This window comes from Streptomyces sp. NPDC059524 (assembly GCF_042749255.1).
Taxonomy (GTDB): Bacteria; Actinomycetota; Actinomycetes; order Streptomycetales; family Streptomycetaceae; genus Streptomyces; species Streptomyces xanthii.
In genome coordinates this window covers 19,050-42,229 of sequence record NZ_JBHYTK010000062.1, presented here as the reverse complement: position 1 = coordinate 42,229, position 23,180 = coordinate 19,050, and the positions used below count along the sequence as shown (strand labels likewise).

Below are 23,180 nucleotides of genomic sequence, written 5' to 3'. Positions count from 1 at the left end.
CGCCCACCCCCTGGTCGCCGAGCGGCACCACGCGGAGCTCCTGACACCGGCGTGACGCGGCTCAGGCGCCGGCGCGGCCCGTCACCAGCCGCCCCGGGGGGGGGGCGCCGCGCCCCGGGCGCCGCGCGGGGCGCGCCGCGCCCCCCCCCCCCCGCGTCCCGCTCGGGCACCGACCTGACCATGACTCCCGCTCACCCTTCCTTCGTCCGTGACGCTCGCGTTCCGCTCGTCGGAACCATCTTGCGCCATGCGGTGAGTTCCCGATAGGAACTAACCCTAAGGAGTGAGTTCCCAAAAGGAACTCACACACGCGCAAGCCGACCCACGGGGGATGCACCACATGAGCGAGGCGAAGACCGAGCAGGCCACGGAGCCCGAGGGCAGAGCCGGGGCCGAGGCCCCGAGCCCGGCCCCGGCGACAACCCCGCCGGCTCCCCCGGCCTCCTCGTCGGGCGTCTTCTGGCGCTACTGGACCGCCGCCACCATCAGCAACGGCGGCACCGCCGTCACCGCGCTCGCCCTCCCCCTGGTCGCCCTCACCGTGCTGCACGTCTCGGCGTTCGAGGCGGCGCTCCTGGCCGCCGCCGGGCAGGTCTCGTGGCTGCTGCTGAGCCTGCCCGCGGGCGTGATCGCCCAGCGGGTCCCGCTGCGCCGCCTCCAGGTCGCCCTGGACCTCGTCCGGTTCACGGCGCTCGGATCGCTGCCGCTCGCCTGGTGGCTCGGCCATCTGACGTACGCGCACCTGCTGGGCGCGGCGCTGGTCACGGGCGCGGCGACGGTGCTGTTCGACATCGGCAACTCGACGTTCCTGCCCGCCGTCGTGCCGACCGAGCAGCTCGCCGCGCGCAACAGCCTGATGTCCGGCACCCACGCCGTCACGGACACCGGCGGCCCGTCCATCGGCGGCCTCCTCGTGCAGGCGACGGGCCCGGTGGGCGCGCTCGTCGTGGACGCGGGCAGCTACTTCGCCTCGGCCGTCCTGCTGCGCACCCTGCCCGAGCGCAGGCCCGTCGCCCCGCCGCCGGGCGCGAGCGCGCTGCGCCTGATGCGCGAGGGCCTGCGGTACGTGCTGCGGCACCCGGTGATGGGCCCCTGCATGTTCTGGGCGACGGCCGCGAACTTCCTCAACGCGGCCCTCCTCGCCCTCACCCCGCTCTACCTGGTGCGCGAGGCCGGGCTCAACTCCGCCCAGCTCGGCCTGGTCCTCGCCATGGACGGCGTCGGGGCGCTCGCCGGCTCCGCGGTCGCCGTACGGGTGACCCGGCGCCTGGGCACCGCGCGGGGCGTCATCGTGGCCGACCTGGCGGGCGGCGCGCTGCTGCTCCTCGCCCCGCTGACCACGTCGGCGTCCGACGCCTTCTGGTTCGGGCTCGCCATGGCGGGCTTCTCCTTCGGCAGCGCGATCGGCTCCATCACGACCCGCACCTACCGCCAGACCCAGTCGCCGCCCGAGCTGCTCTCCCGGGTCATGGCCACGGTCCGCTTCGTCTCCTGGGGCGCCCTGCCGCTCGGCGCCCTCACCGCGGGCCTGCTCGCCACGCTGGCGGGCACGCACGCGGCGCTGTGGGCGGTCTGCGCGGCGGCCCTGCTCCCCGGCCTCTACCTGCTCGCCTGCCCGGTGGGCCGGAACCGCGATCTGACCTGATCCGGCCGCGTCCGGGGCCCACCCGGGCCCCGGACATGAAGAAGCCCCCTCCGGAATCCGGAGGGGGCTTCACCCAACCTGTGGCGGCGCCAGGATTCGAACCTGGGAAGGCTGAGCCGGCAGATTTACAGTCTGCTCCCTTTGGCCGCTCGGGCACACCGCCTTGGGTTCGCTGCCACGGACCCCGCTTTTCGGCGGTGCTCCCTGGCAACGACGTAAACAATACCTGATGTACGGGGGTGCTTCGCCACCCGATTGATCGTCGGTCGCACCCGGCACGGTGGCTAGGCTTTGTACCGGCGCGGAGCCCCGGTGCGCGCCCCGACCGGAGCGCGGCCGGATCCCCGGTCCCGTCGCCGATCAGTTCCCCGATACCCCGATACAAGGAGCCACAGGACATGGCCGACTCCAGTTTCGACATCGTCTCGAAGGTCGAGCGGCAGGAGGTCGACAACGCCCTCAACCAGGCCGGCAAGGAAATCTCGCAGCGCTACGACTTCAAGAACGTGGGCGCGTCCATCTCCTGGTCCGGCGAGAAGATCCTGATGGAGGCCAACTCCGAGGAGCGGGTCAAGGCCATCCTCGACGTCTTCCAGTCCAAGCTGATCAAGCGCGGCATCTCCCTGAAGGCGCTCGACGCCGGTGAGCCGCAGCTGTCCGGCAAGGAGTACAAGATCTTCGCCTCCATCGAGGAGGGCATCTCCCAGGAGAACGCCAAGAAGGTCGCCAAGATCATCCGTGACGAGGGCCCCAAGGGCGTCAAGGCGCAGGTGCAGGGCGACGAGCTGCGGGTCAGCTCCAAGAGCCGTGACGACCTCCAGGCCGTGCAGGCGCTGCTCAAGGGCCAGGACTTCGACTTCGCCCTCCAGTTCGTGAACTACCGGTAGGCGACGCGTACCTGAGTACACATGTGCGGAGGCGGTGCCCCGGCCTCGGGGGCACCGCCTCCGCACGTGACGGGTGGCTCGCGGCGCTCGCTCAGCGGCGGGCGCGGGAGTCGCCGAAGAAGATGCGGTAGACGATCAGCAGGACCAGGGCGCCGCCGATCGCGGAGACCCAGGTCGCGGTGTCGAAGAACTCCGTGGTGATCGGCCGGTCGAGCCAACGGGCCGATATCCAGCCGCCGATGAAGGATCCCGCGACGCCGATCAGTGTCGTGCCGACGAGGCCGCCCGGGTCGCGGCCGGGGAGCAGGATCTTGGCCGCGAGACCCGCGAGCAGACCCAGAACGATCCAACCGATGATGCCCATGCCGTGTGACGCCCCTCTGGTGTGCGGTGTGAACTACCTGCTCACTCCTGCCCTGAAGGACGTGGAAAACTCCCTCCGCGGTTGCGGATCAGCGGGACGCGAACGGCATGTCCGTGCGGACGATCTCGCGGCCCAGGGGCATCAACGACACCGGGATCATCTTGAAGTTGGCGATGCCGAACGGGATGCCGATGATCGTCAGGCACAGGGCGAGGCCCGTGAAGATGTGGGCGAGCGCCAGCCACCAGCCCGCCAGAATCAGCCACAGCACGTTGCCGACGCACGAGGGTGCGCCCGCGTCGCGCCGCTCCACCGTCGTGTACCCGAAGGGCCACAGGGCGTAGATGCCGATTCTGAAGGCGGCCAGGCCGAAGGGGATGCCGATGATCGTGATGCACAGGAGGAGTCCGGCGCCCAGGTAGCCGAGGAACAGCCAGAAGCCGCTCAGGACCAGCCAGATCACGTTCAGGATCGTCTTCACCGCTGTGGACCTGCCATCTGCTCGAGTCGGGCGATGCGCTCCGCCATGGGCGGATGCGTGGAGAACATCTTCGACATTCCCTGCCCGGGGCGGAAGGGATTCGCGATCATCATGTGGCTCGCCGTCTCGATGCGCGGCTCGGGGGGCAGCGGCAGCTGCTTCGTACCGGCGTCGAGCTTGCGCAGCGCGCTGGCCAGGGCCAGCGGGTCGCCGGTCAGCTGGGCGCCCGAGGCGTCGGCCTCGTACTCGCGCGAACGGCTGATGGCGAGCTGGATGAGGGACGCGGCGATCGGGCCCAGGATCATGATCAGGAGCATCCCGAGGAGGCCGGGGCCGTCGTCGTCGTTCGAGCGGCCCACGGGGATGAGCCACGCGAAGTTCACCAGGAACATGATCACGGAGGCGAGGGCTCCGGCGACCGAGGAGATCAGGATGTCCCGGTTGTAGACGTGGCTGAGCTCGTGGCCGATGACGCCGCGCAGCTCGCGCTCGTCCAGGATGCGCAGGATCCCCTCCGTGCAGCACACCGCCGCGTTCCGCGGATTGCGGCCGGTCGCGAACGCGTTCGGCGCCTCGGTCGGTGAGATGTACAGGCGCGGCATCGGCTGGCGGGCCTGGGTGGAGAGCTCGCGGACCATCCGGTAGAGCCCGGGGGCCTCGAACTCGCTGACGGGGCGGGCCCGCATCGCGCGCAGGGCCAGCTTGTCGCTGTTCCAGTACGCGTACGCGTTCGTCCCGATCGCCACGACGAGTCCGACGATGAGTCCCGTCCGGCCGAAGAAGCTGCCGATGACGAGGATGAGGGCGGAGAGGCCCCCGAGGAGTACGGCGGTCCTCAGCCCGTTGTGCCGGCGGTGCACGGTACGTCCTCCTGAATGGTGCGGCAGGGGAACCCACTGCTTGCTTGTCTGCTGCTTCCACTGGGCCCGCGGGCCGGTGCGGCCCTGTCGTGCCTGTCACGGTCCAGTGGACCCTCCCGTACCGGTCAACGCCAGACGAGAGGGGTGAGTTCCCTTGTGCGCGCGGGGGACGCGTGTGGGCCGTACGGGTCAGCGCTGCTCGGGGACGAGGCCCGCGAGCTCGAGCGCCTCGGGGTCGGGCTTGATCTCGCTGGTGCAGTGCGCGCAGCGGGTGGCGACGCCGGGGATCTGGCTGTAGCAGCGCGGGCAGTCGCGCAGGGCGGCCTTGATGTCGACGGGCTTGCCGCGGTCCAGGCGGGCCTGGAGCTTCATCATCGGGACGACGACGAGGAAGTAGAGCACGGCCGCGGTGATGAAGAAGGCGATGGCGGCGCTCACGAACTTGCCGTACGGGAACTCGGTGCCGTCGACGACGAAGTGCGCCTTGCTGAAGTCGCCGGTCGAGCGGGTGGCGAGGCCGATGAGGGGCGCGATGAACGCCGTGCTGAAGCCGGTGACCACCGCGGTGAAGGCGGAACCGACGGCGAGGCCGATGGCCATCGACACGATGTTCCCGCGGAGGATGAAGTCCTTGAAGCCGGTCAGCACGGCGTCTCTCCTTGATGTGGCGTCTCGGGGTGTGCGGCACGGCGTGTGCCGCTACGAGGGTGCCTAGAACAGGCCCGTCGAAGCAAAACGCAGGACCAGCTGGGGCGCTCCGGAGAGGGCGACGCCGATGACGGCGGTGACGGCGATCGCGGCGGTCAGGGGGGCCGAGCCGCGGTGCGGGGCGGTCTCGCCCTCGGGGGCCCGGAAGAGGGCCGCAGTCCACTGGAGGTAGTAGTAGAGCGCCACGACGACGTTCACGGCCATGACGACGGCGAGCCAGCCGAGGCCGGCGTCGACGGCCGCCGAGAAGACGGTGACCTTCGCGAAGAGGCCGATGACCCCCGGCGGCAGTCCGGCCAGGCACAGCAGGAAGAAGCCCAGGACGAGCGCGGCGAGCGGGCGCGAGGCGTACAGGCCCCGGTAGTCCGAGAGACGGTTCAGGGGCCGTGTGCGGGCCACGAGGGCGGCCACGGCGAAGGCGCCGAGGTTCACGGCCGCGTACATGAGGGCGTAGGCGAGCGTGGAGCCGATCGACTTCTGGGGGTCGTCGGAGTAGGCGGCCGCGGCGATCGGCACCAGGAGGTAGCCGGCCTGACCGACGGACGACCAGGCGAGCAGGCGGACGGCGCTGTACGCGCGCGTGGCCTGCTGGCGCAGCGCGGCGACGTTGCCGACGGTCATGGTGAGGGCGGCGAGCGCGGCGAGGGCCGGGCCCCACACGTCGGCGTACGAGGGGAACGCGACGACGGTGACGAGGATGAGGCCGGTGAAGCCGACGGCCTTGCCGATGACCGACAGGTAGGCGGCGACCGGCAGCGGTGCGCCTACGTAGGTGTCGGGCACCCAGAAGTGGAACGGTACGGCGGCGGTCTTGAAGGCGAAGCCCACGAGGGTGAGCGCGACGCCCGCCTGGGCGAGGGTGTCGAGCTGACCGTCCACGTGGGTGAGCTGGGTGGCGATCCGCGTGAGGTGCAGGCTGCCGGTGCTCGCGTAGACGAAGCTCACGCCGAGGAGGGTGACGGCGGTCGCTGTGACCGAGGAGAGGAAGAACTTCAGGGCGGCGTCGGCCGAGCGCCGCTCGCCGCGCTTGAGGCCCACGAGGGCGAAGGCGGGCAGCGAGGCCACTTCCAGGGCGACGACGAGGGTGGCGAGGTCGCGGGAGGCGGGCAGGAGGGCGGCGCCGGCGGCGGAGGACAGCAGCAGGAACCAGAACTCGCCGTCGGGAAGCGGTTCGCCGGTCTTCCGCGCGTCCTTCAGGGTGTTGACGGACAGCAGGGCCGTGACCAGGGCGCCGGCGAGGACGAGGAACTGGACGACCAGGGTGAACTGGTCGGCCGTGTAACTACAGGCGTCGTAGCCCGCGTCCTTGAGGCAGAACGTGGAGCGGTCGTCGCCAAGAATCGGGATCAGCGTGAGCGCGGCAGCGGCGAGCCCGGCGACGGAAATCCAGCCGAGGAGCTGCTTGTGGCGTTCGGCGACGAACAGGTCGGCGACCAGCACGATCAGGCCGACGATCGCCGTGAGCGTGGGCGGCGCGATCGCGAGCCAGTCGACGGACTGGACGAGGGAGGCCACGGAGGGCGCGGCGACGGCGGTCACTTGAGGCCTCCAGCGAGGAGCTTCTGCACGGCCGGGTCGGTGAGGCCGAGCAGCGCGGCGGGCCACAGGCCCGCGAGGACGGTGAGGGCGGCGAGCGGGGTCCAGGCGGCGAACTCGTAGCCGTGCACGTCGGCGAGGGCCGGGGTCTCGTGGCCGCGCGGGCCCATGCAGACGCGGCGGACGACGATCAGCATGTAGGCGGCGGTGAGCAGGGTGCCGAACGCGGCGATCGACATGAACACGAGGAACGCGGGGCGGCTGAGCCCGTCGGCCGGTTCGAAGGCGCCGAACAGGGCGAGCATCTCGCCCCAGAATCCGGCGAGTCCGGGCAGTCCGAGCGAGGCGACGGCGGCGAACGCGAGGAGGCCGCCGAGGCGGGGAGCCCGGCCGTAGAGGGCCATGCCGCCCTGCTCGGCGAGGGTGTCGAGGTCGCTGGTGCCGGCCCGGTCCTTGAGCGCGCCGACGAGGAAGAAGAGGAGGCCGGTGATGAGGCCGTGGGCGATGTTGGCGAACAGGGCGCCGTTCACTCCGGTCGGGGTCATCGTCGCGATGCCGAGCAGCACGAAGCCCATGTGGCCGACGGAGGAGTACGCGATGAGGCGCTTGAGGTCGCCCTTCGCGCCCTGCCTGGCCAGGTTCAGGCAGGCCAGGGATCCGTAGACGATGCCGATGACGGCGAGCGCGGCGAGGTACGGCGCGAAGGTCCGCATTCCGTCGGGCGCGACGGGCAGCAGGATCCGGACGAACCCGTACGTGCCCATCTTGAGCAGGACGCCGGCGAGGAGCACCGAGCCGACGGTCGGGGCAGCGGTGTGGGCGTCCGGCAGCCAGCTGTGCAGCGGCCACATCGGGGTCTTCACTGCGAGCCCGATCCCGATCGCCAGAACGGCGATGACCTGCACGGACGTGGTCAGCCCCCGGCCGTTGTCAGTGGCGAGTGCCACCATGTCGAACGTGCCCGCCTTAACGCCGATAAGGAGGAGCCCGAGGAGCATCACGACCGAGCCGAGGAGCGTGAAGAGGATGAACTTCCAGGCGGCCGCCTGCCGTCCGGCACCGCCCCAGCGCGCGATGAGGAAGTACATCGGGATGAGGACCATCTCGAACGCGAGGAAGAACAGGATCAGGTCGAGCACGGCGAAGGTCGCCAGCGTGCCCGATTCCAGAACGAGGACGAGCGCGACGAAGGCCTTCGGGGACGGGCCCGAGGGCATCTTGAAGTAGGAGTACAGCGCGCACAGGAAGGTGAGCAGCGCCGTGAGCACGAGAAGGGGGAGGGAGATGCCGTCGACGCCGAGGTGGATCCGGATGCCGAGCGCCGGGATCCAGCTGATGTCCGTCGTGGCCTGCATCTTCGACGGATGGTCGTGGTCGAAGCCGAGCGCGAGGACGATCGCGGCGAGAAGGATCACGCCGGTCACGGTCACGCCGTGGCGGAGCACGGCCTGGTCGGGGGTCTTCCCCTTCAGCCCGGGCGGGGCCGGGAGGAGAGCGGCGGCCGCGCCGAGGAGCGGGCCGACGACGATCAGTGCGAGAAGAAGCTGCATCACGGATTCGCTGATATCGATCACGGCTGCTCACGCTCCGGCGGTGGCGACGAGGACGACGGCGACCACCAGGACGACGGTGCCTGCGAGCAGGGCGCTGAGGTAGGTCTGCACGTTGCCGGTCTGGGCGCGGCGCACGGCCCAGCCGAGTGCCTTGGGGGTCTCGGCCGCTCCGCGTACGTACGTGTCGACGACGGCCCGGTCGAGGAACGCGACCAGGGAGGCGGCGGCCCGGACGGGACGGACGAAGAGGGCGGTGTACACGGCGTCGAGGTGGAAGCCGGTGGCCGCGTGGCGGTGCAGCGGGCCCAGCAGGAGCCGTCCGGGGTCGGCCGGGTCGGGGGCCGCGGCGATGTCGCCGTAGGCCGCGGCGTGGCTCGCGATGGCCTCCGCCTCGACGAGGCCGCCGTCGCCGGTCTCGGTGTCGATCGCGACGGCGCCGAGCGGCGGGCGGGCGGCCATTGCGGTGGTGTGCCGCCAGGCCGCGTACGTGACCAGGCCGCCGACGAGGGCGACTCCGGTGCCGAGCACCGAGGTCGTCAGGGTCGGGGCGAGCGAGCGGCCGTCGAACCAGTCGGGCAGCACTGCCGTGGCCAGACCGAAAGCGAGGGAGGGGATGGCGAGGACCCACAGCACGAGGTTCATGACGACCGGCTGGCGTCCGTGGTCGGGGGCCGGGGCGCCGCGCCCGTTGAAGGCCAGCAGCCACAGACGGGTCGCGTAGGCGGCGGTGAGCAGCGCGGTGACCAGGCCGGCGATCAGGACGATCCAGCCGGCGGCGGCCGGGACGCCGTGCTCGTGTCCGGTGGCGGTGTGCTCGGCGGCGCCGAGGACGGCCTCCTTGGAGAAGAAGCCGCTGAACGGCGGGATCGCGGCGAGCGCGAGCAGCGCCACGGTCATCGTCCAGAAGGCGTCGGGCACGCGGTCGCGCAGGCCGCCCATGCGGGACATGGCGGCCAGGGAGTTGGTGCCGGCGGCGTGGATGATCACGCCCGCCGCGAGGAACAGCAGCGCCTTGAAGGCGCCGTGGGACAGGAGGTGGAAGACGGCGGCGCCGCGGTCGCCGACGGCGAGGGCGCCGGTCATGTAGCCGAGCTGACCGACCGTCGAGTACGCGAGGACGCGCTTGATGTCGTCCTGGGCGAGCGCGGCGAGGGCGGAGCCGGCCATGGTCACGGCGGCCATGACGGCCAGCACGATCAGCGCGGCCTGTGAGGCGGCGAAGACCGGGAGGAGACGGGCGACGAAGTAGACACCGGCGGCGACCATCGTCGCGGCGTGGATGAGCGCGGAGACGGGCGTGGGGCCCGCCATCGCGTCGGGCAGCCAGGTGTGCAGCGGGAACTGCGCGGACTTGCCCGCCACACCGGCGAGGAGCAGCAGCGCGATCAGGGTCGGGTGGTCGAGGCCGCCCGCGGTCGTGACCTGGCCCAGGACCGTCGTGATGCGGAACGAGCCGGCGTCCGCGGCGAGCGCGAACAGGCCGATCAGGAAGGGGACGTCACCGAGCTTCGTGACGAGGAAGGCTTTCAGGGAGGCGGCGCGCGCCTCGGGGGTCTCCCAGTAGTGGCCGACGAGGAAGTACGAGCAGATGCCCATGACTTCCCAGCCGACGAGCAGCACGATCAGGTCGCCCGTGTAGACGACGAGGAGCATCGCGGAGGTGAAGAGGGAGACGAGCGCGGCGTACGAGGGGTAGCGCGGGTCGTCGCGCAGGTATCCGGTCGAGTAGAGCTGGACGCAGGTCGCGACGAGTCCGACGAGGACGGCGACGAGGGCGGCGAAGCCGTCGATGTGCAGGGCGAGTTCGATCGGCACGGAGCCGGTCGGGGTGAGCTCGGTGTGCGCGTCGAGGGCCGCGGTGTGGTTGCCGGTGCCGCCGCCCTGCCGGACGGCGACGAGCACGGCCAGGACCAGGGCGGTCACGGTCGGCAGCACGGCCAGGGGGCGGACGAAGCCGGGGGCGGTGCGGCCGAGGAGCAGGCCGGCGGCGGCGCCGAGGAACGGCAGGAGGGGGACGAGGACGGCGAGGGTCGTGGTGGTCACGCGGTGGCCTCGGCCTTCTCGTCGGCGGCGCCGCTCGCGCCCGCGGCGGATTCGGGGGCGGCGGGGGCGTCGGGTTCGTCGTCCGGGTCGCGCGGCTCGGCGGAGTCGCGGAGCCGGTCGATGTCCGAGGTGCCGCGGGCCCGGTACACGGCCAGGACGATCGCGAGGCCGATGCCGATCTCGGCGGCGGCCACGGCGATGGTGAACAGGGTGAGCGCCTGGCCGGCGTGCAGGGTGTCGCGGAGCCAGACGTCGAAGGCGACGAGGTTGAGGTTGACGGCGTTGAGCATCAGCTCGACGGACATCAGGACCAGGATCGCGTTGCGGCGGGCCAGTACGCCGTACAGGCCCGTGCAGAAGAGGAGGGACGCCAGGACGGCGGGATAGGCGAGGTGCATCAGCGGTTGCCCTCCCGTGCGGCGGGGGTGGTGGCCCGCTCGGCCGCGTTCTTCCTGCGGGACAGGACGATCGCGCCGACGAGGGCGGCGAGGAGCAGGACGGAGAGCGCCTCGAAGGGCAGCACCCAGTGCCGGAACAGGACGGACCCGGTCACCGCCGTGTCGCCCTGCACGGTGTCGAGGTCGATCCACGTCGTGCGGAAGGCGTCGACGACGACCCAGACCAGGGCGGCGGCGGAGACGAGCGCGACGCCCAGGGCGACCGGGCGGTTCGGGCCGTCCGCGTCCGGCGAGCGGCCGATGGGCGCCCGCGTCAGCATCAGTCCGAACAGGAGGAGGACGACGACGGAACCGACGTAGATGAGGACCTGCACCCACGCGATGAACTCGGCGGTGAGCAGGAGGTACTCGACGGCGAGGCCGCCCAGGGTGACGATCAGCCACAGGGCCGCGTGCACGAGCTGCTTCGTGGTGACGGTGACGATCGCGGCGCCGAAGGTGACCAGGCCGACGAGCAGGAACGCGATCTCGACGCCGGTCGGGGACAGGAACCCGGTCGCGCTCGCGGTCGCGGCTGCGGAGTGCGCGGCTGCGGTGATCATGCGGGCTCCTTTCCGGGTCCGTCGGTGGGCTGGTCGGGGGCGGCCTGTTCGGTGGCTGCCTGTTCGGCGGCCGCCTGCTGGGCCGCGGCGAGTTTCTCGGCCGTCTTGCGGGCCGCCGCGATCTCCTTGGGCTCCTCGGCGGCCGGGTCGAGCGCGGGCGGGGCCGGCACCGTCCACATCCACTCGCGGAGCTTGTCCCGCTCGTGGGTGAGCTCGCGGATGTCCGTCTCGGCGTACTCGAACTCCGGCGACCAGAACAGCGCGTCGAAGGGACACACCTCGATGCAGATGCCGCAGTACATGCAGAGGGAGAAGTCGATGGCGAACCGGTCGAGGACGTTGCGGCTGCGTTCGCGGCCGCCCGGGGCGGCCGGCGGCACCGTCTCCTTGTGGGAGTCGATGTAGATGCACCAGTCGGGGCACTCACGGGCGCAGAGCATGCAGACCGTGCAGTTCTCCTCGAACAGGCCGATCACGCCGCGCGTGCGGGGCGGGAGTTCGGGCTGGACGTCCGGGTACTGCGCGGTGACGGTCTTGCGCGTCATCGTGCGCAGGGTGACGGCGAGGCCCTTGGCCAGGCCGGCTCCCGGGAACTTCGCGGACATCAGCTGATCGCCACCTTCACGATTCCGGTGAGCGCGATCTGCGCCAGGGCGAGCGGGACGAGGAGCGTCCAGGACAGCTTCTGGAGCTGGTCCTCACGCAGGCGGGGGTAGGTGACGCGCAGCCAGATCACGACGAAGGCCAGGATCGCGGTCTTGAGCAGGGTCCAGACCCAGCCGAGCCCGTCCGCGCCCCAGGGACCGTGCCAGCCGCCCAGGAAGAGGACGGTGGTCAGGCCGCACAGGACGACGATGCCCGCGTACTCGGCGAGCAGGAACAGGGCGAAGCGCAGGCCCGTGTACTCGGTGTACGCGCCGAAGATGATCTCGGAGTCGGCGACCGGCATGTCGAAGGGCGGGCGCTGCAGTTCGGCGAGGCCCGCGACGAAGAAGACGAGCGCGCCGACGATCTGCCAGGGCAGCCACCACCACTCGAACGCGTCGAGGATGCCGGGCAGCGACACCGTGCCCGCCGCCATCGCGACCGACGCGGCGGCGAGCAGCATCGGGAGTTCGTACGCGAGGAGCTGGGCGGCGGTGCGCAGACCGCCGAGGAGGGAGAACTTGTTGGCGCTGGCCCAGCCCGCCATCAGCGAGCCGAGCACGCCGACGCCCATCACCGCGAGCACGAAGAAGATGCCCGCGTCGACGACCTGGCCGACCGCGCCGTCGGCGGGGCCGACCGGGATCGCGAGCAGGACGAGGAGGTACGGGAGCAGGGCGACGGCGGGGGCGAGCTGGAAGACGCGGCGGTCGGCCTCGGCCGGGACCACGTCCTCCTTCTGCGCGAACTTGACGCCGTCGGCGACCAGCTGGGCCCAGCCGTGGAAGCCGCCCGCGTACATCGGGCCCAGGCGGCCCTGCATGTGGGCCATGACCTTGTGCTCGGTCTGGCCCACGACCAGGGGGAGCACGAGGAAGGCCACGAAGACGACGACGAGCCGCAGGGCTACGTCGAGCGCGTCGTTCACCGTGTACCTCCTTCGGGGCGCTCGGGATTCTCGGGGCTGTCGGGGGTCCCGGGGCCTTCGGGGGCGCCGGGGCCTTCAGGGCCTTCGGGGGTGCCGGGGCCTTCAGGGCCTTCGGGGGTGCCGGGGCCTTCAGAACCTTCCGGGCTGTCGGCCCGGGTCCGATCGGGCTCGGGCTCAGCCACGGGGGCGGGCTCGGCCTCGGCCTCAGGCTCGGGCGCGGGCCCGGACTCGGCCTCAGGCGCGGACACGGGCCCGGACGCGGACTCGGCCTCAGGCGCGGGCTCGGCCTCAGGCTCGCCGGGCGTTTTCGGCGCGGCCGGGGGCGCCGGGGGCGTCGGTTCGTCGAAGGCCGGGCGGGCGTGGTGCCAGGGGGCGTCGCTCGGGCGGGACTTGGCGGGGGCAGGTGCCGGTGTCCCGGACTCGGCGGCGCCGGGCGTGCCGTCCGATGAAGGGGCCTCCGGCGCCGGAGTGCCGCCTTGCCCACCCTCCCCCGAGCTCTCGGCACCCTCGGTGCTCCGGGCCGGAGCCGGGCGCTGCGAAGCCGAGCCCTCGCTCGCCGAGCGCGTACGCCGCGCAGGGCGAGGGGCCGCCTCGGCACCCTCCGCACCGGCACCCACGGCGCCCGGAGCCGCCGTCTGGCTCGCCGAGCCCTCGCTCGCGGAGCGGGCGCGGCGGGCCGGGCGTTCTCCGGCGGCACCCGCGCCGGCGGCGCGGCCCGCGCCCCGGGCCGGGCGGGCCGGCGCGGGCGGGAGCTGGCCCTTCATGGGGCCCCAGTCGTTGGGGTCGGGCACGCCGGGCGGGAGCATCTGACGGCGCTTGGGGCCCCCGTGCTCGGACTCCCCCGGCTCCTTCGCTCCCGGCCACGCCTTCGCGACGCGCGCCGCGAGCACGAAGTCCTTGCGCAGCGGGTGCCCCTCGAAACCGTCGGGCAGCAGCAGCGGGACGAGGTGCGGGTGGCCGGTGAAGTCGACGCCGAACATCTCGTGCGTCTCGCGCTCGTGCCAGGCGGCCCCGGCGTACACGCCGACGGCGGACGGCAGCACCGGCGCCGCGTGCGGCACGGTCGTGCGCAGCAGCAGACGCCGTACGGAACCGGGGGCGACGGCCGCGACGTGGGCGCAGACGCGGAAGCCGGTCTCCGGTTCGTCGACCGCGCTCAGCCAGTCGAAATAGGTGCAGCCCAGGGTCGTGCGGGCCGTCTCCAGGGCGGTGAGCCAGGTGTCGGCGGGGACGTCGACCGTGAGCAGGTCGTACGCCTCCTCGACGGTGGCGTCGGCGCCGAAGAGCTCCTCGACGGGGCTCGGCAGCCAGCTCATCGGTCACCCCCGGACGGCGCGGGCGGCTGGACGAGACCGCTGCTCAGCGCGGCGGCGGAGGGCCGCCCGGCCGCGGCGTCGGCGGACGCGTAGCGCTCGCCGAGCGACTCCCGGGCGATCTTCTCCTGGAGCTTGAGGATGCCCTGGAGCAGCGCCTCGGGCCGGGGCGGGCAGCCGGGCACGTACACGTCGACGGGGATGATCTGGTCGACGCCCTTGGTCACCGAGTACGAGTCCCAGTACGGGCCGCCGCAGTTGGAGCAGGCGCCGAAGGAGATGACGTACTTCGGCTCGGGCATCTGCTCGTACAGGCGCTTCACGGCCGGGGCCATCTTGTCGGTCACGGTCCCCGAGACGACCATCAGGTCGGCCTGGCGCGGGCCCGGGGCGAACGGGATGACGCCGAGCCGGATGAAGTCGTGCCGGGCCATGGACGCGGCGATGAACTCGATGGCGCAGCAGGCGAGTCCGAAGTTGAAGACCCAGAGCGAGTAGCGGCGGCCCCAGTTGAGGACCACCTTCATCGGTTCGGGGGCGAGCCGCGACAGCACGCCGAGACGCTTCGGCTCCGGAAGGTCCACGGGTTCGGATGCGGGGGTCACGTCCACGTCAGGACGCCCTTCTTGTATGCGTACAGCAGGCCCACGGCCAGGAAGCCGAGGAAGATGAACATCTCGACGAGGGTCGTCGCGCCGTATCCCGGTGCGGCGAAGACGGTCGCCCAGGGGAACAGGAAGATCGAGTCGACCGCGAAGATCACGTACAGGAACGCGTACACGTAGTACCGGACCTGGGTGTGGGCCCAGCCGTCGCCGACCGGGTCGACGCCGCACTCGTAGGTGAGGAGTTTCTCCGGGGTCGGCGCCACCGGCCGCAGCAGGCGGCCCGCGCCGAAGGCGACGGCGACGAACAGCACGCCGACGACGGCGAGCAGTCCGACCACCGAGTACGACCGGAAGTAGTCCACCGCGATGACGGTCACGTCTCAGCGCCCCTCGCGTGTTCGTTGTGTTGGCTTCGCTGTGCTGGTTTCGTCGTGTTCGTCGTGTTCGACGATCTGTACGGACGATCTGTACGCACGGGAGTCTAGGGCCTGTTAAAGGGAGGGTAAGCAGCCTGGTCCGAGGCGCGGACACGGGTCCACCGCGCGAGGTGGGGTTATCCCCCGTTCGTCCCGGGCGGTCCGCCTCATGGCGTCCGGTCACGCGCGCAGGGCACCCTTTCGGCTATGACCGAGCCACTTGTCCCCCCAGTCGACACCCCCGGCGCCCCGCCGGCGCTGCCCCCGGCGCGCTTCGCGTACGACGGGCACACGTGGAAAGAGATCGCGTTCCTGCTGAGCAGCTTCCCGCTGGCCGTGTTCGGCTTCGTGTACGCGGTGACGATGCTGGCGCTCGGCGCCGGTCTCACCGTCACCGTGATCGGGCTGCCGCTGATCGCGGCCGGGCTGCGGGGCGCGCGGATGCTGGGGCGGGCGGAGCGGGCGCGGGCCCGGGCGCTGCTCGGGGTGCGGGTGGAGGAGCCGAGTCCGCTCCCGGTGCGGCGCGCGGGCGGCTTCTTCGGCTGGCTGTGGAACGGCCTGAAGGACCCGGTGGGCTGGCGCAGCGTCCTGTACGAGGTGATCCGGCTGCCCTGGGGCGTGCTGACGTTCGCGGTGACGCTGGTGGGACTGTTCGTGCTGTGGCCAGTGCTGCCGTTCATCGCGCGGGGCCTGACCAACGCGGACCGGGCGATGGTGCGTGCTCTGCTCTCCCCCTCGGACGAGCTGGAGCGGCGCATCGCCGAACTGGAGTCCGACCGCGGGGTCGTCGTGGACACCGCCGCCGCCGACCTGCGGCGCATCGAACGGGACCTGCACGACGGGGCGCAGGCGCGGCTCGTCAACCTGGCGATGGGGCTCGGCCTGGCCAAGGAGAAGCTGGCGGAGGGGCAGGTCGACGACACCGTCGCCGCGATGGTCGACGAGGCGCACGGCGAGGTGAAACTGGCGCTCCAGGAGCTGCGCGACCTGGCCCGCGGGATCCATCCGGCGGTGCTGACCGACCGGGGCCTCGACGCCGCCCTCTCCTCCGTGGCCTCGCGCTGCACGGTGCCGGTGAAGGTGACCGTCGAACTGCCGGCCCGGCCCGCCGAGGCGATCGAGGGCATCGCGTACTTCACCGTCTCCGAGCTGCTCCAGAACATCAGCAAGCACAGCGGGGCGGCCCAGGCCTCGGTCGACGTGTGGCGGACCGAGGAGCGGCTGCTCATCCAGGTACGCGACGACGGGCGCGGCGGCGCGTCCGTCGACAAGGGCACGGGGATGGCCGGGCTCGCGGAGCGGCTCGGGGCGGTCGACGGGCTGTTCGTCGTGGACTCGCCGGAGGGCGCGGGCACGACGGTGACGGCGGAGCTGCCGTGGCGGGACCGGGAACCGGGCCCGGTCGCGCGCCAGAGGTAGGGAAAACCCCCGGCCGCAGACGCCGACCCGCCGGATGGTCCGGGACGCGGCCGGCCGGGAGGCTGGAGCACAGGGCAGAACGGGAGCCGAGCGGGTTCGCCGAACGCGACGGAACGACAGAAACGGATGACGTCCATGGCCACGCAGCAGTACGGACACCGGGGCGAGTACTCGTACGCGTACGACGAGCGCGACGACCACGAGCGCCGGGGCGGCGGGGGCGGGCCGCGGCGCGGGCTCGGGCGGCTGCCGGCCGGGCTGCGGGCGCCGATCGAGGGGCGGGCCTGGCGCGAGTTCGCCTACGTGCTGCTCAGCCTGCCGATCGCGATCGCCGGGTTCGTGTGGGCCGTGACCATGGTGTCGCTGGGCGCGGGCCTGCTCATCACGTTCATCGGGGTGCCGGTCCTCGCGGGCGCGCTCGCCGGGGCGCGCGGGTTCGGAGCGCTCGAACGGGTCCGGGCCCGGACCCTGCTCGGGGTCACGGTCGGCTCGCCCGAGCCGGTGCGGCCCCGCAAGAACGGGCCGATGGGGTGGATCGGGGCCGTCCTCAAGAGCGGGGTCTCCTGGCGGAGCCTGCTGTACGGGGTGCTGCACCTGCCGTGGGCGGTCTTCTCCTTCGGGGTGGCCGTGGCGTTCTGGACGACCGGCTGGACCCTGCTCACGTACCCCCTGTGGCAGTGGGTCTTCCCCATGTACGGCGGCCAGGGCGGCATCCAGCTCTACGGCGACGAGGCCCACTCCGTCTACCTGGACAACCCCTTCGAGATCACCGTCACCGCGCTGATCGGACTCGCCGTGACCCTCGTGACGCCCTGGGTGATCCGGGCGCTGACGACGGTCGACCGGCTGGCGGTCGTCGGGCTGCTCGGCCCGTCGCGGCTCCAGAACCGCGTCGTGGAACTGGAGTCCGACCGTGGAGTCGTCGTCGACACCGCCGCCGCCGACCTGCGGCGCATCGAACGGGACCTGCACGACGGGGCGCAGGCGCGGCTCGTCGGGCTCGCCATGGATCTCGGGCTCGCGAAGGAGAAGCTCGCGGAGGACCCGGAGGCGGCGGCGCGGATGGTCTCCGACGCGCACGGCGAGGTGAAGACGGCGCTCCAGGAACTCCGTGACCTGGCCCGCGGCATCCACCCGGCGGTGCTCACCGACCGGGGCCTCGACGCCGCCCTCTCCTCCGTCGCCTCGCGCTGCACCGTGCCGGTGACGGTCGAGGTCGACCTCGCGGAGCGGCCCGCGCCGGCGATCGAGGGCATCGCGTACTTCACCGTCTCCGAGCTGCTCCAGAACATCAGCAAGCACAGCCGGGCCACGCGGGCGTCGGTGGACGTGTGGCGGGCCGGGGGGCGGCTCATGCTCCAGGTGTACGACAACGGGGTCGGCGGGGCGGAGGCCTCCGGCGGGAGCGGGCTGGCCGGGCTCCGTGACCGCATCGAGGCGGTCGACGGAATCCTCCTGGTGAACTCGGCCCCCGGCGGTCCGACCCGTGTCACGGCGGAGCTGCCTTGGCGCCGAGCGTGAGCCTTGCGGCGGCGGGGGGGACGTCTGCGTGTGGCCACCCCATCGCCGCCCGGCGCCCGCTCGATTTTGGGCGGGTTTGGGGGCGGGCGGTGGTGCTTGGGGGTGCCGGGCCGGGCAGGGCAGGGGTGCTTGCGGGTGGGAGTGCCGGGCCGGGGGCGTCTTAGGACGGCACCCCGGCTCCGGGGATGTACCAGGTCGCGTCGACCTAGCCTTGGGCAGTCTGCCGCCTGGGGCGGCACGGGTGGGCAAGGCGGCACCCAGGTGCCGGGTGCGCGAATCGGTCGGCTTCAGCTACGGGCGTCAGCGCCGTAGGGGCTGAGCATCGTCGCCGACTGCTGCGCCGTCGTGGCTGGTCGCGCAGTTCCCCGCGCCCCTGAAGACACGCTCCGCGTGCCCCAGGGGCCGTCGGTCGCACCCCGCGACGGAGCGTGCCCGCGGCGAAGCCGTACGTCGATACAGCCCCGCCCCGCGATGGACCCGTACCGCGTAACCGGGGGACGTACTGCCTGAGGCCCGGCGCGGGCCGACGTCCCCGGAGGGGGCGGGAGGGTGGGAGAAGGGGGCGGGCAATAGGGCCGCGTGGACGGGCAGGGCGGCGGGGTCCCGTAGAAGCGGCGAAGGGCCCGGGACCCGTCAGCCGGCTCGGAGCGGCGCCGGCCCCGTCAGCCGACTCACCCCAGCCCGGGACCCGTCAGCCGGTTCACCCCAGCACGGAACCCTCGGCGCCGGCCCCGTCAGCCGGCTCACCCCAGCCCGGGACCCGTCAGCCGGTACACCCCAGCGCGGGAGCCTCGGCGCGGGCCCCGTCAGTCGGCTCGGATCGGCGGCGGACCGGGGGGCCGGCTCGCATCCGTACCGGCCCGGTCGGGTCGCCCCCCGCTCCCAGGAAGCCGGGTCACCCCACCCGCCCCGGGCCAAATGTCGCGGTGGGCCACGCCGGGGCGTAGGGGCTGTAATGCTGGACCCCGTCAGGGACGACAGGCGGGGGGACAGAGAATCGTGGAGGTCAGGGTGCGAGTGGTCATCGCCGAGGATTCAGTGCTGCTCAGGGAGGGCCTGACCCGGCTGCTGACCGACCGCGGGCACGAGGTCGTCGCGGGCGTCGGCGACGGTGAGGCCCTGGTCAAGACGATCACCGAGCTGGGTGACCAGGACCAGCTCCCCGACGTGGTGGTCGCGGACGTCCGGATGCCCCCGACGCACACGGACGAGGGCGTCCGCGCCGCCGTCCAGCTGCGCGGCCGCTTCCCGGGCCTGGGCGTCCTGGTCCTCTCCCAGTACGTGGAGGAGCAGTACGCGACGGAGCTGCTGGCGGGTTCCAGCCACGGTGTGGGCTACCTGCTCAAGGACCGGGTGGCCGAGGTCAGGGAGTTCGTGGACGCGGTGGTGCGGGTGGCGCAGGGCGGCACGGCCCTGGACCCCGAGGTGGTCGCGCAGCTGCTGGGCCGCAGCCGCAAGCAGGACGTCCTCGCGAACCTCACCCCGCGTGAGCGCGAGGTCCTGGGCCTGATGGCGGAGGGCCGGACGAACTCGGCGATCGCCCGCCAGCTCGTCGTGAGCGACGGCGCGGTCGAGAAGCACGTGAGCAACATCTTCCTGAAGCTGGGGCTGTCGCCGAGTGACGGGGATCACCGTCGCGTTCTGGCCGTCCTCACCTACCTGAACTCGTAAGCACCTGACACTCTGTCAGATAGCGGCACGACGACGAGATTCACCCGTGCGCCGGTCGGACACACCGGTACGCCGACCCGGCGCACCGGTGCGCCGCCGGTGCACCGACCCGTGCCGCACGGCACAAAAGCGACACCGCGTGACACCGCACGGCACCGCACACAGCACACCGCACGACACCGGAACCAGAACCAAAGGACGCGCGGCCTGCGTCTTCCAGTAGGGCGCGAGCGGGACCCCAGGGGGCGGACGGACCATGGCGAACCGGGACGAGACGACGTCTCAATATGCGGTCCATGCGGCGATCGCTCAGAGGAAGGTGACCCTTACAGACGTAGGGTGGACCTTGGGAAGGCCGGTGGGACGGCCCAGCCCGCACAGCCGCCTCGAGGGAGGTCCAGTTCAGTGACCAGCCAGGTCAGTAGCACCGCCGAGCAGGCCGACGGGGCCGACAGCGCGGTCGTCGGAGAACAGCGCACACACGCGGGGGCACCGGGCAAGGACGTGCGGCGCGTGGACCGGGTCATCATCCGGTTCGCGGGCGACTCCGGTGACGGCATGCAGCTCACCGGCGACCGTTTCACATCGGAGACGGCGTCGTTCGGCAATGATCTTTCGACTCTGCCGAACTTCCCGGCGGAGATCAGGGCGCCCGCAGGCACGCTGCCGGGCGTTTCGTCGTTCCAGCTGCATTTCGCTGACCACGACATCCTGACGCCGGGTGATGCGCCGAACGTTCTGGTGGCGATGAACCCGGCGGCGCTGAAGGCGAACATCGCCGATGTGCCGCGGGGCGCGGAACTCATCGTGAACACGGACGAGTTCACCAAGCGGGCGATGGCGAAGGTCGGTTACGAGGCCAGTCCGCTGGAGGACGGTTCACTGGACGCGTATCACGTGCATCCGGTGCCGCTCACGACGCTCACCGTGGAGGCCCTGAAGGAGTTCGACCTCTCGCGCAAGGAGGCCGAGCGCTCCAAGAACATGTTCGCGCTGGGCCTGCTGTCGTGGATGTACCACCGGCCCACCGAGGGCACGGAGAAGTTCCTCAAGGCCAAGTTCGGCCGCAAGCCCGAGATCATGAAGGCGAACCTGGCCGCGTTCCACGCCGGCTGGAACTTCGGTGAGACCACCGAGGACTTCGCGGTCTCCTACGAGGTCGCGCCGGCCTCCACCGCGTTCCCGACGGGCACGTACCGCAACATCTCCGGGAACCTGGCCCTTTCGTACGGCCTGATCGCAGCCTCGACCCAGGCCGATCTGCCGCTCTACCTGGGCTCGTACCCGATCACGCCGGCCTCGGACATCCTGCACGAGCTGTCCAGGCACAAGAACTTCGGCGTGCGCACCTTCCAGGCCGAGGACGAGATCGCCGGCATCGGCGCCGCACTCGGCGCGGCCTTCGGCGGCAGCCTCGCCGTCACCACCACCTCCGGCCCCGGCGTGGCACTCAAGTCCGAGACCATCGGCCTGGCCGTGTCGCTCGAACTGCCCCTGATCGTCGTCGACATCCAGCGCGGCGGCCCCTCCACCGGCCTGCCCACCAAGACCGAACAGGCCGACCTCCTCCAGGCCATGTACGGCCGCAACGGCGAAGCACCCGTACCGATCGTCGCTCCCCGCACACCCGCCGACTGCTTCGACGCGGCCCTGGAAGCGGCCCGGATCGCCGTCACCTACCGCACCCCCGTCTTCCTCCTGTCCGACGGCTACCTCGCCAACGGCTCGGAACCCTGGCGGATCCCCGAGGTCGACGAACTCCCCGATCTGCGCACCCGGTTCGCCCAGGGCCCCAACCACACCCTGGACGACGGCACCGAGGTCTTCTGGCCCTACAAGCGCGACCCCCAGACCCTCGCCCGCCCCTGGGCCGTCCCCGGCACCCCCGGCCTCGAACACCGCATCGGCGGCATCGAGAAGCAGGACGGCACCGGCAACATCTCCTACGACCCGGCCAACCACGACCTCATGGTCCGCACCCGCCAGGCCAAGATCGACGGAATCCAGGTGCCCGACCTCGAGGTCGACGACCCCACCGGCGACGCCGACACCCTCGTCCTCGGCTGGGGCTCCACCTACGGCCCCATCACCGCCGCCGTCCGCCGCCTGCGCACCGCCGGCGACACCATCGCCCAGGCCCACCTGCGCCACCTCAACCCCTTCCCCGCCAACCTCGGCGAGGTGCTGAAGCGCTACGACAAGGTGGTGATCCCGGAGATGAACCTGGGACAGCTCGCCACCCTCGTCCGGGCGAAGTACCTGGTCGACGCCCACAGCTACAACCAGGTCAACGGCATGCCGTTCAAGGCGGAGCAGCTCGCCACGGCTCTCAAGGAGACCATCGATGACTGAGTCACTCCTGAACCTGGTGCCCAAGGCCGAGGCCAAGCAGTCCATGAAGGACTTCAAGTCCGACCAGGAGGTGCGCTGGTGCCCGGGATGCGGTGACTACGCGATCCTCGCGGCCGTCCAGGGCTTCATGCCCGAACTCGGCCTCGCCAAGGAGAACATCGTCTTCGTCTCCGGCATCGGCTGCTCCTCCCGCTTCCCGTACTACATGAACACGTACGGCATGCACTCCATCCACGGCCGCGCCCCCGCCATCGCCACCGGCCTCGCCTCCTCACGGCGTGACCTCAGCGTCTGGGTCGTCACCGGCGACGGCGACGCCCTCTCCATCGGCGGCAACCACCTCATCCACGCCCTGCGCCGCAACGTCAACCTCAAGATCCTCCTCTTCAACAACCGGATCTACGGACTCACCAAGGGCCAGTACTCCCCCACCTCCGAGGTCGGGAAGATCACGAAGTCGACGCCGATGGGCTCGCTCGACGCGCCCTTCAACCCGGTGTCCCTCGCCATCGGCGCGGAGGCCTCGTTCGTGGCCCGGACCGTGGACTCGGACCGCAAGCACCTCACGTCGGTGCTGCGCGAGGCGGCCGAGCACCCCGGCACGGCGCTGGTGGAGATCTACCAGAACTGCAACATCTTCAACGACGGCGCCTTCGAGGTCCTCAAGGACAAGGAGCAGGCCGAGGAGGCCGTGATCCGGCTGGAGCACGGGCAGCCGATCACCTTCGGGGCCGACGGGGCGAAGGGCGTCGTGCGCGACCAGGCCACCGGCGACCTGAAGGTCGTGCCGGTCACCGACGCGAACCGGGCGGACATCCTGGTCCACGACGCGCAGGCCGCGTCGCCGACCACCGCCTTCGCCCTGTCCCGGCTGGCCGACCCGGACACCCTGCACCACACGCCGATCGGCGTGTTCCGCAACGTCCGCCGGCCCGTCTACGACGTCCAGATGTCCGAGCAGCTGGACACCGCCGTCGAGAGAGACGGCAAGGGCGACCTGGCCGCGCTCCTCGCGGGCGGCGACACCTGGACCGTCGTCGGCTGACCTCCGAGAACGTCCGTCAGGACCGTATGGCGATACGGGCATGACATGGACCGCCCCGCGGCGCTACCTTGCTTGATGGCCGCCGCGGGGCTGCCGTGTGTCTTGAGGAGGGTCCGTGGAGGACGGGGCGGCAGGGGCTGCGGCGCAGCAGGCGAGGAACGAGAGCCGCATCGGCCTCGTCAACG

21 protein-coding genes and 1 tRNA gene are annotated in these 23,180 nt (G+C 71.8%); 7 read left to right on the top strand and 15 right to left on the bottom strand.

The features are described from left to right. Positions 1–340 precede the first annotated feature (340 nt). The gene (locus ACFW9D_RS19125) at positions 341–1,645 is read left to right on the top strand and encodes an MFS transporter (protein WP_384623305.1); all 1,305 of its coding nucleotides are present in this window, start codon (positions 341–343) and stop codon (positions 1,643–1,645) included. An 81-nt stretch (positions 1,646–1,726) separates the two neighbouring features. On the opposite strand, the gene ACFW9D_RS19120 is transcribed toward ACFW9D_RS19125, so the two are convergent. Further along, a tRNA-Tyr gene (locus tag ACFW9D_RS19120) sits at positions 1,727–1,808 on the bottom strand. 235 nt (positions 1,809–2,043) lie between these two features. On the opposite strand from ACFW9D_RS19120, the gene ACFW9D_RS19115 reads away from it, so the two are divergent. Beyond that, positions 2,044–2,532 carry a YajQ family cyclic di-GMP-binding protein gene (locus ACFW9D_RS19115; protein WP_188337413.1) on the top strand — a complete coding sequence of 163 codons (489 nt, stop codon included), beginning with the start codon at positions 2,044–2,046 and terminating at the stop codon, positions 2,530–2,532. Positions 2,533–2,623: 91 nt separating this feature from the next. Here ACFW9D_RS19115 and ACFW9D_RS19110 read toward each other — a convergent pair whose 3' ends face one another. The 14 genes from ACFW9D_RS19110 to ACFW9D_RS19045 all read right to left on the bottom strand — a co-directional run bounded on the left by ACFW9D_RS19110 (position 2,624) and on the right by ACFW9D_RS19045 (position 14,948). After that, positions 2,624–2,896 (bottom strand): GlsB/YeaQ/YmgE family stress response membrane protein, encoded by a 273-nt coding sequence (locus ACFW9D_RS19110; protein WP_188337414.1) that lies wholly within the window; start codon positions 2,894–2,896, stop codon positions 2,624–2,626. 88 nt (positions 2,897–2,984) lie between these two features. After that, complete coding sequence (locus tag ACFW9D_RS19105) at positions 2,985–3,377, bottom strand: YccF domain-containing protein (protein WP_188337415.1); 393 nt, start codon at positions 3,375–3,377, stop codon at positions 2,985–2,987. Next, complete coding sequence (htpX, locus tag ACFW9D_RS19100; RefSeq protein WP_188337416.1) at positions 3,374–4,237, bottom strand: zinc metalloprotease HtpX; 864 nt, start codon at positions 4,235–4,237, stop codon at positions 3,374–3,376. The genes ACFW9D_RS19105 and htpX overlap by 4 nt, the downstream gene beginning before the upstream one ends. A 189-nt stretch (positions 4,238–4,426) precedes the next feature. Further along, entirely contained in the window at positions 4,427–4,885 is a 459-nt protein-coding gene (locus ACFW9D_RS19095; protein ID WP_188337417.1) for an MscL family protein, read from the bottom strand. Positions 4,886–4,948: 63 nt separating this feature from the next. Then, positions 4,949–6,484, bottom strand: coding sequence for an NADH-quinone oxidoreductase subunit N (locus tag ACFW9D_RS19090; protein WP_384623303.1), 1,536 nt, complete (start codon positions 6,482–6,484; stop codon positions 4,949–4,951). Next, on the bottom strand, positions 6,481–8,055 hold the full coding sequence (locus tag ACFW9D_RS19085) for a NuoM family protein (protein WP_384623302.1): 1,575 nt from the start codon (positions 8,053–8,055) through the stop codon (positions 6,481–6,483). The genes ACFW9D_RS19090 and ACFW9D_RS19085 overlap by 4 nt, the downstream gene beginning before the upstream one ends. A 6-nt stretch (positions 8,056–8,061) precedes the next feature. Next, entirely contained in the window at positions 8,062–10,077 is a 2,016-nt protein-coding gene (locus ACFW9D_RS19080; protein ID WP_384623300.1) for an NADH-quinone oxidoreductase subunit L, read from the bottom strand. Beyond that, the gene (gene nuoK / locus ACFW9D_RS19075) at positions 10,074–10,475 is read right to left on the bottom strand and encodes an NADH-quinone oxidoreductase subunit NuoK (RefSeq protein WP_384623298.1); all 402 of its coding nucleotides are present in this window, start codon (positions 10,473–10,475) and stop codon (positions 10,074–10,076) included. Before nuoK ends, ACFW9D_RS19080 begins: the two co-directional genes overlap by 4 nt. Next, positions 10,475–11,077: an NADH-quinone oxidoreductase subunit J gene (locus tag ACFW9D_RS19070; RefSeq protein ID WP_384623297.1), complete on the bottom strand. Its 603-nt coding sequence runs from the start codon at positions 11,075–11,077 to the stop codon at positions 10,475–10,477. Before ACFW9D_RS19070 ends, nuoK begins: the two co-directional genes overlap by 1 nt. Beyond that, the gene (locus ACFW9D_RS19065; RefSeq protein ID WP_384623295.1) at positions 11,074–11,682 is read right to left on the bottom strand and encodes a NuoI/complex I 23 kDa subunit family protein; all 609 of its coding nucleotides are present in this window, start codon (positions 11,680–11,682) and stop codon (positions 11,074–11,076) included. The genes ACFW9D_RS19070 and ACFW9D_RS19065 overlap by 4 nt, the downstream gene beginning before the upstream one ends. Further along, positions 11,682–12,650, bottom strand: coding sequence for a complex I subunit 1 family protein (locus ACFW9D_RS19060; protein ID WP_188337423.1), 969 nt, complete (start codon positions 12,648–12,650; stop codon positions 11,682–11,684). The genes ACFW9D_RS19065 and ACFW9D_RS19060 overlap by 1 nt, the downstream gene beginning before the upstream one ends. Beyond that, positions 12,647–13,966 carry an NADH-quinone oxidoreductase subunit C gene (locus tag ACFW9D_RS19055; protein WP_384623293.1) on the bottom strand — a complete coding sequence of 440 codons (1,320 nt, stop codon included), beginning with the start codon at positions 13,964–13,966 and terminating at the stop codon, positions 12,647–12,649. The genes ACFW9D_RS19060 and ACFW9D_RS19055 overlap by 4 nt, the downstream gene beginning before the upstream one ends. Beyond that, positions 13,963–14,574 (bottom strand): NADH-quinone oxidoreductase subunit B, encoded by a 612-nt coding sequence (locus ACFW9D_RS19050; protein WP_188337425.1) that lies wholly within the window; start codon positions 14,572–14,574, stop codon positions 13,963–13,965. The genes ACFW9D_RS19055 and ACFW9D_RS19050 overlap by 4 nt, the downstream gene beginning before the upstream one ends. After that, positions 14,565–14,948 (bottom strand): NADH-quinone oxidoreductase subunit A, encoded by a 384-nt coding sequence (locus ACFW9D_RS19045; RefSeq protein ID WP_188337426.1) that lies wholly within the window; start codon positions 14,946–14,948, stop codon positions 14,565–14,567. Before ACFW9D_RS19045 ends, ACFW9D_RS19050 begins: the two co-directional genes overlap by 10 nt. A gap of 246 nt (positions 14,949–15,194) precedes the next feature. Here ACFW9D_RS19045 and ACFW9D_RS19040 point away from each other — a divergent pair, with 246 nt between their 5' ends. The 5 genes from ACFW9D_RS19040 to ACFW9D_RS19020 all read left to right on the top strand — a co-directional run bounded on the left by ACFW9D_RS19040 (position 15,195) and on the right by ACFW9D_RS19020 (position 22,995). After that, positions 15,195–16,406 (top strand): sensor histidine kinase, encoded by a 1,212-nt coding sequence (locus ACFW9D_RS19040; protein WP_384623291.1) that lies wholly within the window; start codon positions 15,195–15,197, stop codon positions 16,404–16,406. Positions 16,407–16,541: 135 nt separating this feature from the next. Continuing rightward, positions 16,542–17,927, top strand: a complete 1,386-nt coding sequence (locus ACFW9D_RS19035; RefSeq protein ID WP_384623289.1) for a sensor histidine kinase — start codon at positions 16,542–16,544, stop codon at positions 17,925–17,927. A 1,011-nt stretch (positions 17,928–18,938) separates the two neighbouring features. Further along, positions 18,939–19,598, top strand: a complete 660-nt coding sequence (locus ACFW9D_RS19030; RefSeq protein WP_317453317.1) for a response regulator transcription factor — start codon at positions 18,939–18,941, stop codon at positions 19,596–19,598. Positions 19,599–20,003: 405 nt separating this feature from the next. Next, positions 20,004–21,950, top strand: coding sequence for a 2-oxoacid:acceptor oxidoreductase subunit alpha (locus ACFW9D_RS19025; protein WP_384623287.1), 1,947 nt, complete (start codon positions 20,004–20,006; stop codon positions 21,948–21,950). Continuing rightward, entirely contained in the window at positions 21,943–22,995 is a 1,053-nt protein-coding gene (locus ACFW9D_RS19020) for a 2-oxoacid:ferredoxin oxidoreductase subunit beta (RefSeq protein WP_188337431.1), read from the top strand. The genes ACFW9D_RS19025 and ACFW9D_RS19020 overlap by 8 nt, the downstream gene beginning before the upstream one ends. The last annotated feature ends 185 nt before the right edge of the window (positions 22,996–23,180 follow it).